The 12183-nt window shown below is 57.2% G+C and carries 11 protein-coding genes; 7 read left to right on the forward strand and 4 right to left on the reverse strand.

Going from position 1 to position 12183, the window contains the following annotated elements; genetic code table 11:
* Positions 1 to 26: 26 nt before the first annotated feature.
* Entirely contained in the window at positions 27 to 1115 is a 1089-nt protein-coding gene (locus tag BQ9843_RS04540; protein ID WP_075844048.1) for a putative manganese transporter, read from the reverse strand.
* A gap of 156 nt (positions 1116 to 1271) precedes the next feature.
* Here BQ9843_RS04540 and BQ9843_RS04545 point away from each other — a divergent pair, with 156 nt between their 5' ends.
* From BQ9843_RS04545 to BQ9843_RS04565, 5 genes are all read left to right on the forward strand, one after another.
* Positions 1272 to 2240: a 3'-5' exonuclease gene (locus BQ9843_RS04545; protein ID WP_022386241.1), complete on the forward strand. Its 969-nt coding sequence runs from the start codon at positions 1272 to 1274 to the stop codon at positions 2238 to 2240.
* A 151-nt stretch (positions 2241 to 2391) separates the two neighbouring features.
* Positions 2392 to 3588 (forward strand): hypothetical protein, encoded by a 1197-nt coding sequence (locus BQ9843_RS04550; RefSeq protein ID WP_075844049.1) that lies wholly within the window; start codon positions 2392 to 2394, stop codon positions 3586 to 3588.
* Positions 3589 to 3964: 376 nt separating this feature from the next.
* Positions 3965 to 4330: an ArsR/SmtB family transcription factor gene (locus BQ9843_RS04555; protein WP_083647916.1), complete on the forward strand. Its 366-nt coding sequence runs from the start codon at positions 3965 to 3967 to the stop codon at positions 4328 to 4330.
* A 62-nt stretch (positions 4331 to 4392) separates the two neighbouring features.
* Positions 4393 to 4611: a cation transporter gene (locus BQ9843_RS04560; protein ID WP_075844050.1), complete on the forward strand. Its 219-nt coding sequence runs from the start codon at positions 4393 to 4395 to the stop codon at positions 4609 to 4611.
* Positions 4612 to 4704: 93 nt separating this feature from the next.
* On the forward strand, positions 4705 to 6657 hold the full coding sequence (locus BQ9843_RS04565) for a heavy metal translocating P-type ATPase (RefSeq protein ID WP_083647917.1): 1953 nt from the start codon (positions 4705 to 4707) through the stop codon (positions 6655 to 6657).
* Between the two features lie 207 nt (positions 6658 to 6864).
* On the opposite strand, the gene BQ9843_RS04570 is transcribed toward BQ9843_RS04565, so the two are convergent.
* Complete coding sequence (locus BQ9843_RS04570) at positions 6865 to 7293, reverse strand: FKBP-type peptidyl-prolyl cis-trans isomerase (RefSeq protein WP_040220729.1); 429 nt, start codon at positions 7291 to 7293, stop codon at positions 6865 to 6867.
* A 163-nt stretch (positions 7294 to 7456) separates the two neighbouring features.
* Here BQ9843_RS04570 and BQ9843_RS04575 point away from each other — a divergent pair, with 163 nt between their 5' ends.
* Positions 7457 to 8473 (forward strand): dipeptidase, encoded by a 1017-nt coding sequence (locus BQ9843_RS04575; RefSeq protein WP_075844051.1) that lies wholly within the window; start codon positions 7457 to 7459, stop codon positions 8471 to 8473.
* Positions 8474 to 8581: 108 nt separating this feature from the next.
* Here BQ9843_RS04575 and BQ9843_RS04580 read toward each other — a convergent pair whose 3' ends face one another.
* Positions 8582 to 9646, reverse strand: a complete 1065-nt coding sequence (locus BQ9843_RS04580) for a D-alanine--D-alanine ligase family protein (protein ID WP_075844052.1) — start codon at positions 9644 to 9646, stop codon at positions 8582 to 8584.
* A gap of 141 nt (positions 9647 to 9787) precedes the next feature.
* Here BQ9843_RS04580 and BQ9843_RS04585 point away from each other — a divergent pair, with 141 nt between their 5' ends.
* A complete protein-coding gene (locus BQ9843_RS04585; RefSeq protein ID WP_230205585.1) occupies positions 9788 to 10480 on the forward strand; it encodes a M48 family metallopeptidase in 693 nt (230 codons plus the stop codon).
* 24 nt (positions 10481 to 10504) lie between these two features.
* Here BQ9843_RS04585 and BQ9843_RS04590 read toward each other — a convergent pair whose 3' ends face one another.
* Positions 10505 to 12046, reverse strand: coding sequence for a zinc-ribbon domain-containing protein (locus BQ9843_RS04590; protein WP_195906613.1), 1542 nt, complete (start codon positions 12044 to 12046; stop codon positions 10505 to 10507).
* Positions 12047 to 12183: the final 137 nt, after the last annotated feature.

Raw genomic sequence — 12183 nt, forward strand, 5'->3', positions numbered from 1 at the left:
AACCCTGGACCGGAGCTCAATACCGCCTAGAGCCCCAACGCCGTAAAGAGCAATCCCCACACGACGCCGATGCCATAGAGCATGACGATGATGACCATGTTTTCGCGTACCGAGCGATTGGTGCGGAACAGCACCAGGTAACCCACGCCGGCAGAGATGAGCGTGCCTGCAAGCATGGGGGCAAGCGTCAGCACGCCCTCGAGATAGAGCTGCGTGATAACCACGCTCGCCGAGCAGTTGGGAATGAGGCCCACCAAAGCAGATGCAAACACCGCAAGTGTCTCGTTACCGCGCAGCACCCGCTCGAGCACCGGCTCGCCTACGGTATCCAAGATGCCCACCAGCACGAGCGTCACCAAGAAAATGAAGATGCTCACCTGCACAGTATGAGAAAGCGCGCTCCGTACGATCGAAGACAGCATGTGCTCATTGTCATGGGTATGTTCATGAGCGTGCCCATGCTCGTGGGCGCAAGAATGCTCGCGCATCGAATCGCTATCGCGACGATGGTGGTGTTCCACGTGCTCCTCGCAGCCGCAGTGATCACGTTCGCACAGCTCGTGGATGTGCTCGGCGCTCACGCCCGCCTCGAAAACCTCATCGACGATATCGCCTTCGCTATGGTCGCCATGACCGCAGTTCACATGGCTTGGATTCACGGCTGCCCCAAGCACGGTTTGGCGCAGCGCCGCATGGACACGTGCATTTTTGCGCAAAGCGCGCACAGCCGTGTCAATCAAAAATCCCGTAATAAGCGCCACGAGCATCTTGATAGCCAAAATGGTTGTCATGCTTTTCAGGGGCATGTGCTCGGCCATGAGCATGGGTAGCATCTCATCGGACGTAGAAAGAAACACCGCCACCAACGTTCCCAGCGTCACAATGCGCCCAGCGTAGAGCGTCGCCGCCATGGCGGAAAAGCCGCATTGCGGAAAGATTCCCAGCAAGGCGCCCACAGCAGGGCCGGCCGTTCCCGCGCGACGAATCGTGTTGTTAACACGCTCTCCCGCCACGTGCTCCAACAATTCGAGCGCCAGATACGTCACGAACAAAAACGGAACCAAAGCCAGCGTATCCTTGCCGGCGTCCAATACGATATCCGCAATCAAATCCATGCAGTGCGTGCTCCCATCGATGGCTTTACCAAGATTTTGAGTTCCAAGGCTTAAATTAATCTATTGTACTGAAGATGATAGTTCAACATAAAAGTTTCCATTGGTAAACTGAGGCAAGCAGCAAACCTCTATTTCCACACAGCGAAAGGTGTAGCAATGAATACTCAACAGGCACTTGAATACTCGATGCAACCGTTTATTCCCATGTTCATCTTCGGCGGCGGCTACGAAATGGTCGAATCCGAACGTCTGCGCAGTGAAGAAGCGCTCAAAGCCCTTGTTGACGAATGGAACACAAATCCCGAGCCATCCTTCGGCTACGACGTGATCGTAGACCTCGCCGATCGCAATCGCGAGCTATGCGATCACGTGGGCGAAACACGACTGCGCAACAAGCCATCCTCCATGCTTGCTCGCAGCCTGTCCGACGCAGACACCTGCGCCGCCATCGGCAAGATGCAGCGTCGCAGCGCCTCTGCCGTCATGCGCGAGATCCACGGAGACCGCGAGGCGCTTGGCGTCGCTTTCACGCGCAAGCCCATCCAGGGCACGGTGCTCGGCATCGATATCGAAACGACCGGGCGCGCGCCCGAACGCGGCTATATCATCAACGTGGGCTGGGAGATCATGGAGCTCACGAGCGATGCGACCCCGCACGATGCCGAGGCCCACTATTGCGGCCTGCCCGAGATCTACCGCGAGTCCGGTGTTCCACTCACCGAAATTCATCACATCACCTGGGAAGATATCGACAACAAAACACCCTTTCGCGAAAACAAGGCGCTGCAGAAGCAGATTCTCAAACTCATGAAAAAGTACCCCTATATGGCGCACAACGCCGCCTTCGAGGACTCCTGGTTCAAGCTGCATCTTGAGGGCTATGCCGAGGCGCGTCGTGAGGGCAAAATCGTCATCATCGACTCGCGCGAAATCTGCCGCAGACTCGATGGCGAGGTAAAGACCCTCCCGCGCGAGAGCTCCCCTGCCGCGCTTGAGAATTGGGCACGCCGCCGCGGCACGCTCGGAACGGGCGAAGTCGAACAGCATCTGGGTCTCGACGACACCGACCTCATGCTTCGCACGGTGCAAGCGGAGTTCAACGAGAAAAACCTTTTCGCCAAATAGCTTAATCAGCCGGATGCGACCAGTTGCCGCGAGCGTGTCGCATCCGGCCCTTTGCCCATAGAGCTCAGACACGCCACGTAACCCGCAACGTACAAAGCTCGGATGTCATATTTTCGCAGGCGGAAGTCCTGGCTTATGGCATCATCGATATATGGGAATCGTTTTGTCACATACCACGGCAAGAGCGGTCTATCAAACCGTCCACTCGATTGCACGCAGCGGCATCGAGCCCTGTAGCGATGCCGCTATCTTCAAGTCGCATCCAAGCAGAAAGCTTGTTGATGATGCGTTAAGATGGCTCGCTATCCACAATGTAGAAGCGGACGAAAACGCCCCCATTGAGACAATGGTCTTCGAGCGCAACGGTATGCGTAATCTTACAGGCTGCCGAACCCACGTCTCGACAAAACGATTCTCGAGCTCTCGATTCGTCAAGCTCACCGACGACATCTCGATAGTCGGAGTTGAGCTGTGTGCCCTTCAAGCCGCAACCTATCTGCCCTTTCGCAAGCTTGTTGAATACTACTTTGAATTGTGCGGGGCCTATTCCCTGAAGACGGGCTCAACAACCTCGTACAGCGAAAGGCCAGCCCTCACAACGACCGCACGGCTCAAACATTTCTTCAATACGCTTTCTGCTTGCGATGGACTCATTCCGGCACGGAAGGCCATCAAGTGCATACGGGACGGCTGCCGTTCGCCCATGGAAACAGCCTTTGTCATGATGCTCACGATGCCAAAAAACGAAGGCGGCCTGGGGATAAGGGCCCTCGAAACCGACTACGAGATCAAGGTCGCCAACGTCGCGAAAGGCCTCACAAGACGAACGAAGTTCTACATGGACGCGTACCTCAAACGTTCTCGCGTCGACATCGAATACAACGGCTTTCATCACGATACGGAAGAAAATCGCGCTATCGATGAAGAGCGCAAAAACGCACTTGCAGCGATGGGCTATGGAATTGTCACCATCAGCAGGCACTCATTTATGCATGCCGAGCCGTTTGCCCGGGTCATGGAAGTAATTCAACGAAAAGAAGGCATTCGTCCCTCGCGCCTCCCAAAGAACTTTAAAGCTAAACAGGAGGAGCTGAGAAAGTTCGTACTTCGAAGACATCTCGAGGAAAAGAAACGGCTCGAGGAGAAAATCCGGCGCGACCGTGAAGAGCGAAACCGGATTGACTACGAAAAAGCCCTGCTTGATGGAGTCCTTGACGATCCGTTAATCAATACCGTTCCAGAAATTGACGACATGCAGACATTCGAGCATCAAACGCCTCGCGCAGACAACGCACGTGGCCCCGCGCCCGATGGCAAAGTGTTTGGAGCCGGTATCGAACTCAAATAAAGGAATAGACGCTCTGGTACCGTGCAAAAATCAAAGTATTCAGTCGTTAGGTCTATTTGCCTTGTTCCAAGCGGGTCTATTGGACGCTCTGCTCAGATAATATTTCAACATCTGTGGAGTATTGCGTTCATTTTGCCCATTTAGACCTTTCGACATGACAAAAATCCCAACCCCTATGCTGAATACATTAAATTTTGCACAGTTCCCGACCACCTACCACAGTCTCGATACCTCAACGGCGGCAATCTCACCCCGTCCGCCATTGCTTTCAACCAAACAAAGAAGTGCTCAGCGAAATTCCATTGACATATGAGCATACATTCATATAATAATTACTAGAAAATATGAGCGCATGTTCATATGAAAGGATGTTGCCATGAACGAACAACCCCCGGAGCTCATAAGCGGCCCCAACGGATATGACGCTCCCCTTGCAGCAACTTGCTCTCCCGAAGACCTTCCCGACGAGGAGTTGCTCTACGACCTTGCAGACCTCTTCAAGGTCTTTAGCGACACTACGCGCATCAAGATTCTCTATACCCTCATGGGCCGCGAGCTGTGCGTAGCCGATATTGCCGATGCCACACAAACGTCCCAATCGGCCGTCTCCCATCAGCTGCGCACGCTTAAGAGCTCCCACCTGGTTAAATTTCGTCGCGACGGCCGAAACATCCTCTACTCACTCGCAGACGATCACGTCTACACCATGCTCAATCAAGGCATGAGCCATATTTGCGAATAACAATCCGGCAAGGCAACAACGCGGCCCGCATCTATGCCGCCAGCACAGGAAAGGAACCCATCATGAAAAAGTCCTTCAAGCTCGACGAAATCGACTGCGCTAACTGCGCTCGCGAGCTCCAAGACGAGCTCACCCAGCTCGAAGGCGTCAAGTCCGTCTCCGTGAACTTTATGACACAAAAACTTACCCTCGAGGCCGAAGACAACGAGTTCGAGGAAGTGCTCGACCGCGTGGTTGAGTTCACCGCCGAAGCAGAACCTGACTGCGAAATCATTCTCTAGCCCACGCACCAGCAAGGCCGCAGTCACTGCGGCCTTCATTCGCAAAGTCATATGAGCGAGTGTTCATACATTCAAATGGGAGGTATTTGAATCATGGCAACCGCCGATCCCAAAAAGAAAAAGAAGAAGCGCCGCAAGAAGGAGTCGCTCGAGCACAAACGCAATCGCATCCTTGTAGCGCTTGCAGTCTTTGTCGCGGTATACGCACTGGATGAACTGGGCGTCCTTGAGCGCGCCTTTGGAAACCCCGGGGACGTTTACGCAAGCTTCATGCTCTTCCTCGTGCCATTTGTCATCGCCGGCCATGACGTACTCAAAAAAGCCTGGAACAACATTCGTCACGGCAAAGCATTTGACGAGAGCTTCCTCATGGCCGTGGCCACGCTCGGCGCTTTTGCTATGGTGTTTTTTCCAGACACCGACCCACACATGGCAGAAGGAGCAGCCGTTATGCTCTTTTACCAGGTGGGAGAGCTCTTCCAGGCCTACGCCGTAGGAAAGAGCCGCAAGTCCATTAGCTCCATGATGGATATCGCGCCCGATTATGCAAACATCGAAGATGCCGAAGGCAACCTTAAGCAGGTAGACCCCAACGAGGTGGCGTGCGGAAGCATCATCGTAATCAAGCCAGGAGAGCGCGTGCCCATCGATGGAACAATCGTTGAGGGTGCTACCCAGCTCGACACCGCCGCTCTCACCGGCGAATCCATCCCTCGTCATGCGGAAACGGGCGCCGAGGTCGTCTCGGGCTGCATCAACATGACGGGCCTCATCAAGGTCAAGACTACCAAGCCCTTTGGCGAGTCCACTGTCTCGCGCATCCTTGAGCTTGTAGAGAACGCCAGCGAAAAGAAGGCGCGGACCGAAAACTTCATCACGCGTTTTGCCCGCATTTACACGCCTGCCGTCACCGGCGCCGCGGCACTGCTCGCGGTGGGTGGCGGGATCGTCACGGGGGCGTGGCCCGATTGGATTTTGCGCGGCCTCACATTCTTGGTCGTCTCCTGCCCTTGCGCGCTCGTGATCAGCGTGCCCCTGAGCTTTTTTGGCGGCATCGGCGGTGCTTCCAAAATCGGCGTCCTGGTCAAGGGGTCAAACTACCTGGAGGCCCTCGCCGAAGTCGACACTGTAGTGTTCGATAAGACGGGTACGCTTACGCGCGGCACGTTTTCCGTCGCAGAGATTCATCCCGAGAACGGCTACACCGAGTCCTCCCTGCTCGAAATGGCGGCCCTTGCAGAATCCTTCTCCGATCACCCCATCGCGCAGTCTGTCCGCGCCGCCTACACGGGCGAACTGGACTCCAAGCGCATCGCGAATTCCGGCAATGACTCCGGCCATGGCGTCTTCGCAACCATCGACGGCAAAAAGGTTATTGTGGGCAACGCAAAAATGCTTGCAAAAGCAGGCTTCACAGCGCCCGATTGCGAAATCGCAGGAACGATTCTCCACGTGCTGGTCGACACTACTTACGCTGGCCATATCGTGATCGCCGACACCGTAAAAGACGACGCCAAGCAAACCATCAGCGATCTTCACGCCGCGGGAGTGCGCCGCTGTGTGATGCTCACAGGCGACCGCGAGGAGGTGGCAGCCGCAGTATCCCGCGAGCTTTGCCTGGACGAATACCACGCGCAGCTCCTTCCTGGCGACAAGGTGGAACGCGTCGAAAAACTCCTCGCCAGTGAAGGTGCCAAACACAAGCTTGCCTTTGTGGGCGACGGCATCAACGACGCCCCGGTCCTCACACGCGCTGACGTCGGTATCGCCATGGGCGCTATGGGTTCCGACGCGGCCATCGAGGCGGCCGACATCGTGCTGATGGACGACAAGCCCTCCAACATCGCGCGCGCCATGCGCATCGCACGCAAAACCATGGGTATCGTCTGGCAAAACATCGTGTTTGCCCTTTCGGTGAAGCTGCTGATCCTCGCGCTTGCGGCGCTGGGCATCGCCAACATGTGGCTTGCGGTCTTTGGCGACGTGGGAGTGGCAATCATAGCGATCCTGAACGCAATGCGCGCCATGAACGTCAAGGGGGCTTAAAGGCCCAACGCCGAGAGCCGGCATTTCCTTCCCTCGCTGGTCCTCGCTTCGCTGTGGAATCGCTCAGGAGGGGGTGCCGGCTCTCGGCTGCGGAGACGTGCCCCATGCGTTCGTGGCTTGCCTTGCGAGATTCAGGGCAAAAAATCAAAAAAGGAGCGGCGACGTTGCACCAACGTCGCCGCTCCCGCTCGTTTTATCTAAGTTGAATTAGCCCAGAACCTCTACGAGCTCAATCTCAAAGTTGAGGTCCTTGCCGGCCATCTCGTGGTTGGCATCGATCTTGACGCCCTCGGGGGTCACCTCGACAACCGTAACGGGAACAGGCTGACCGCCGGCACCGGAAAGCGCGAGCTTATCACCCACATGAATCTGGTCGATGTTGGGCACCTGCGCGGCGGGGAAGAACATGACCAGGTCCTCGCGACGCTCGCCATAGGCCTCGGCACACGGAATATGGACGGTCTTCTTCTCGCCCACCTCCATGTCCTTCACGGCGGCATCAAAGCCGGGAATCATCTGGTGGGCGCAGCAGGTGAACTCCAAAGGCTCGCCGCGATCGTAGGAGCTATCGAACTGGGTGCCGTCATCCAGCGTACCGCGGTAGTGGGCGCGCACCTTCTTGCCTTCGTTTGACATATCGTCCTCATTTCAGTGAAAACTCGATTTTGCCCGCCGGAGCGGACACGTAGGGTCAACTATACCCCAAACTGTACGCTGCAATCCGACCTATCGGACGAGCGCAGCCTACGCGTAGACGTGTAGAATGGACGAGACTAAAACCGCACCAACAGGAGGCTTCATGTCTATTCCCGTACTCGACCTACATTGCGATACCGCCGATCGCTTGGGCTGGCAAACCATCGATCGCGAACTCAAGACCGTCTCGGGAGACGAATTCTTCACCCCAGACGACGCCGAATGCCCCGAGCGCTACTTCTCCCTCAAGAACAACGACTGCGCCATCTCGATCGACATGGCCGAGGGCACTCCCTGGGCGCAGTGCTTTGCCACGTTCGTCCCCGATTGCTTCTCCCCCGAGCAGTCTCTGCGTTTCCATGCGCAGATCATGGCGCACATCAGCGCTCAGACGAACCTCAACCACGCCCAGGCAACCGAGGTGCATGCCGCAAGTGACATTCGCCCCGCTCTCGATCAGGGTCGATTCGCCTGCATCCATACGATCGAGAACGCGCGCATGTTCGCACACGACCTCAACCTCATCGAGGCCCTCAAACGTGCCGGCGTGCTCATGGCCTCCCTTACATGGAACGCCGCGGGCCCGCTTGCCAGCGGACACGATACCCACGCGGGCCTCACCGATCTTGGTCGCCAGGCCATTGCCGAAATGGAACGCTGCGGCATGGTGCTCGACGTCTCGCATCTCAACGATGAATGTTTTGACGAGGTAGCCGCCCTTGCCAAGCGCCCCTTCGTAGCAAGCCACTCCAATTCGCGCGCCATCTGCGGTCACGTGCGCAACCTCACCGACCAGCAGTTCCAAGTTATCCGCGACGCTGGCGGTGTCGTAGGCCTCAACTATTGCAATGGTTTCTTGGTCGATGGCGCCAATAAAGATACGTCGGCCGAACTGGTCACCTTTGATGCCACTGCACGCCACATCGAGCACTGGCTCGAGCTGGGCGGCGAAGATGTCATCGCACTTGGCGGCGACCTCGACGGAGCCGACGTGCCCGAGTACGTGGCAGACGCCTCCAAGTTCCCCGCATTCCAGCAGATGCTTGTCGAACGTTTTGGTGAAACGATCACGCGCAAGCTTTGCTTTGAGAACGCGCTGTCCTTCTTCGAACGCTTCTAGGTCACGGCCCCATCCGAATAACAAAGCGGGCGCGGGATGCACTGAGTTGCATCCCGCGCCCGCACTTCTTTAGCGATTGAGCGCCTGCCTTGCACTAAGGTAACTTATCTACAGCCCAAGCCTCGTGTCGATAAGACCTGCCAGCACTTCGCCCAGCTCATGTCCGGCAACGCGCATCATCTGCGGGAAGCGACTGTAATACGTCATGCCGGGCGTAGAGTTGACCTCATTGAACACGACCTCGCCCTCGGGCGTGACAAACAAGTCCACACGTGCAAAACCCGAGCAGTTGAGAGCCTCATATACCGTACGCCCCACCTGACGTACGCGCTCGAGCACATCTGCAGGGAGCTCGGACGGGCAGCGGAGCTCGGTATTGGCACCCGGGTCTTTTTCCAGGTGGATGCGGAAGAAGCCATCGCCATGAACGACAATCTCGTCCACCTCGCCCATGCGTACGCCATGGACAGCATCACCTACGACAGCACAACCGACCTCGACACCGGTGATATTCTCCTCAACGGCAACCTTCTCATCGAGCGCGAAAGCAGCGTCGAGCGCTTCACGATACTCATCTGCATCGTTCGCCTTGGAGACGCCGATCGAGCTGCCGCCACGAGCGGGCTTCACGAAGACGGGGTATCCGCCGCACTTCTCCACTACGGCAGCCTCGTCCTCGGCAGTAGCGCCGCGGTAGAGCACTTCGCACTTCGGCGAGCGCACGCCGGCCGCCGCAGCAAGGCGATGGCTCGCATCCTTATCCATGCACACAGCGCTCGCAAGCACGCCACAGCCCACGTAGGGGACGCCGCAAACCTCAAGCGCGCCCTGAACGGTGCCGTCCTCGCCGCCCTGACCATGCAAGACAGGAAGGGCAACATCGACCTCGAGCTCGCGAAACTCGCCGTCGACAAGCTCGAGAAAGCCGCCGCGGGCATCGGGTGCGCTGCCAGGGATCAGCACTACGGGAGCGCAATCATGCTCCTCCCAGGCACCTGTCACCACATCGGCAAGATCGCCCGTGTAATGGAACCAGGAACCGTTGCGATCGATGCCGATCAGCACCGGGCAGAAGCGCTTGGAATCGAGCGCGGCGATAACGTTATCGGCAGACTTAAGGGAGATATCGTGCTCGGTGGAGATGCCTCCGAACAGGATGGCGACGTTGATCATGGGGATTGTCCTCTCTCGCAGCGACGCCCGTGGGCGTGCTTGTTCACGAGGCCCTATTATAAGCATCGTTGCCAAAGATGGCGCATCGTCTCATAAACGCTAGAATGACAGACGCTTATGAACCGGCTGAAAGGAGAGGGCGTGAAGCCTAGCTCGCATTGCGTTCATCACGACGGGCGCGATGTGCCCGTTCTTGTTGAGCGCAAGCGCGTCAAGAACTTCAACCTGCATGTCCGTGCCGACGCAAGCGTCTTTTGCAGCGTCCCAAACGCAGCGAACAGCAAGCAAATCGATGACTTTCTCACCCGGCATGCGTCCTGGATTGTGCAGCACGTCGTGCGCGCCGAGCAGGCAGCGTACACGCAACCACGGCACGACGAACCAACCTGCGACGGTCTCATCCCCCTCTGGGGCGAACTTATAGACGCGGCTGAGGCCATTCCCAACGCAGCTACGCTCCAACAGCTCTATCGCTTGGAGTTGGAAAAGGCGCTGCCACGTATCGTAGGGCGTATCGAGGCAACCATGGGCATACACGCCGAGCGATGGAGCCTCCGGACCATGAAGTCGCGTTGGGGCTCGTGCACGCCTGCGCGCAAGACGATCCGTATCAATACGCAGCTCGCCGCCTACCAGCCCCTCTGCCTGGAGATGGTCGTCACCCATGAGCTCGTGCACCTGATGGAGCCCAGCCATAACGCCCGGTTCCACGCCCTGCTCGACACCTATTGCCCCAGCAATCGAGAGGCTTCGCGTATCCTCAGGAAATCCCCGCTCGAAGCCGCAAACATGACGCGGGGCGCCGAGCTCAATTGCTGCAGCGCCCCGCGGTAGGTAACCTGTTTTACTCAGTATATCCTATCGATAGAAATTCAAGTAGTTGTAGACAAACGCATCCTCAGTCTTCTCGAAGTCGGAAAGATCGGTGTAGACGCCGTAGTAAGCGCCCTCCTCCGACACCTCGACCTCCATCACGGTTTCAGCGGCCGCATAGCCGTCCTCGCTTAAAACGTTCTCGTTCACAGCGTCGGCGTCTGCAAAGAGCGCAAGCTCCCCCTCTTCGGTCGGATTGAAGTAGACGTCAAAATGGATTAATACGGGCCTGCCGGTACTGGTCTTGGCACCATAATCTTCGAATCGGAACCAATAGTAATCGTCGCCGGCGTCCATGATCTGAACGGAATCAAGCGTAGCGGTAACCGAGCAGTCCTCTGAACCGTTATCGAGATTGAGGCTGCACTCCATGTAAAGCTTCACCGTCGCCGTATGGCGATTGTTGTCCCAATTGGAGATCTCGATGTAATCGTCATCGCTATAGTACTTGCCGGCGATATTCCACTTGTTCTGCTCGCCCGTTGTGTTCGAGCTATCAAGCTCCCACTTCTTGCCCGTAAAGACATATCTCTTCGCAACCTCGGTACCGCCGGTAACCCAGCAACCGGTGGTCACAACAGAGCAGCTCTTCTTATCGGACGAAAGCTTGCTGTCAAGCGCGGCTCCACCGTTGTCATCGTCGCGCGTAACACCGCAACGCGGCGTGGTGGTCTGATCTTCTAGCTCGAAGCGAACGGAAGAAATGTCGTTGTCGCTATCGATATGAGCGCTGACCGCAAACGTCGCCTCGGAAACAAAGAATCGATTCTGAATAGTTGCCTCGGCAGTCGCGGTAACGTGGCCGTTTTCTTCCGTAATGTCCGACACCTCGACGTCTTTGACGCGATACTTGGCCTCCTCGACATACTCGTTGGAAGCAAAGCCCTCGAAGGATTCTCCGTACTCCTCTTCCAGCAGCTCCTCAATCTGAGGGGTGACGTCTTCAGCCAGCTTGCCAGAGCCGCCATTGCCCAGCAGGAAGAACCCACCAACGACAAGAGCGATAACGACAACGGCGGCAGCGATGATAATGGGTAGCTTTGTGTTCTTCTTAGGCGAGGGCGTCGCGACCTGAGACGAGAAGTCGGGTGCCTGAGCAGGTTGGAAATCGGGCACCGTCTCGGCTGCAGGCTGAGAGTCGGCGGCAGGATCATACGACGGCTCCGGCATGGGGGCCGGCGTAGGCTCCGGTATGGGCTCGGGGTCATGCCCGGACACGGGCTCGGGAATCGTCATGGGTTCTGTTGCCGCAACAGGCTCGGGCTCAGAATCAAACCCGGATACGGCCTCCGGGATCGACATGGGCTCAGTCTCTAACACCGGCTCCGGCACCGTTTGGAAAGCAGCCGCAGAATCCGAAGCAAGTTCGGGAATTGATGCTAACTCAGGCATCGGCGCGGATTCGGGCGCAACGTCGGCAGACGACTGCGCCTCCGGCTCGGGAGCAGGGCCGGCGACAGGAGCGCCGCAGCTTGTGCAGAATTTGGTACCTTCGTTCAGCTGCGCCCCGCAGTTGGTGCAAAACATGGCATACCCCCATATCATAATCGGGTCTTGCCGTGATTATCACATACGCGCCGCTGCTGCCCTGCTCCAACTCTACAGGTGCAAAGGTATAATCGGCATGCGTCGAACGGCAAACCCCTGCACACCGAATGATGCAC

Source organism: Collinsella bouchesdurhonensis, from assembly GCF_900155365.1.
Classification (GTDB): Bacteria; Actinomycetota; Coriobacteriia; order Coriobacteriales; family Coriobacteriaceae; genus Collinsella; species Collinsella bouchesdurhonensis.

Excerpts from the sequence above, each read along its gene's own strand:
- BQ9843_RS04555 (WP_083647916.1), top strand. The coding sequence starts at position 3,965 with ATGAACGAACAACCCCCGGAGCTCATAAGCGGCCCCAACGGATATGAC.
- BQ9843_RS04550 (WP_075844049.1), top strand. The coding sequence starts at position 2,392 with ATGGGAATCGTTTTGTCACATACCACGGCAAGAGCGGTCTATCAAACC.
- BQ9843_RS04560 (WP_075844050.1), top strand. The coding sequence starts at position 4,393 with ATGAAAAAGTCCTTCAAGCTCGACGAAATCGACTGCGCTAACTGCGCT.
- BQ9843_RS04540 (WP_075844048.1), bottom strand. The coding sequence starts at position 1,115 with ATGGATTTGATTGCGGATATCGTATTGGACGCCGGCAAGGATACGCTG.
- BQ9843_RS04565 (WP_083647917.1), top strand. The coding sequence starts at position 4,705 with ATGGCAACCGCCGATCCCAAAAAGAAAAAGAAGAAGCGCCGCAAGAAG.
- BQ9843_RS04575 (WP_075844051.1), top strand. The coding sequence starts at position 7,457 with ATGTCTATTCCCGTACTCGACCTACATTGCGATACCGCCGATCGCTTG.
- BQ9843_RS04580 (WP_075844052.1), bottom strand. The coding sequence starts at position 9,646 with ATGATCAACGTCGCCATCCTGTTCGGAGGCATCTCCACCGAGCACGAT.
- BQ9843_RS04570 (WP_040220729.1), bottom strand. The coding sequence starts at position 7,293 with ATGTCAAACGAAGGCAAGAAGGTGCGCGCCCACTACCGCGGTACGCTG.
- BQ9843_RS04590 (WP_195906613.1), bottom strand. The coding sequence starts at position 12,046 with ATGTTTTGCACCAACTGCGGGGCGCAGCTGAACGAAGGTACCAAATTC.
- BQ9843_RS04545 (WP_022386241.1), top strand. The coding sequence starts at position 1,272 with ATGAATACTCAACAGGCACTTGAATACTCGATGCAACCGTTTATTCCC.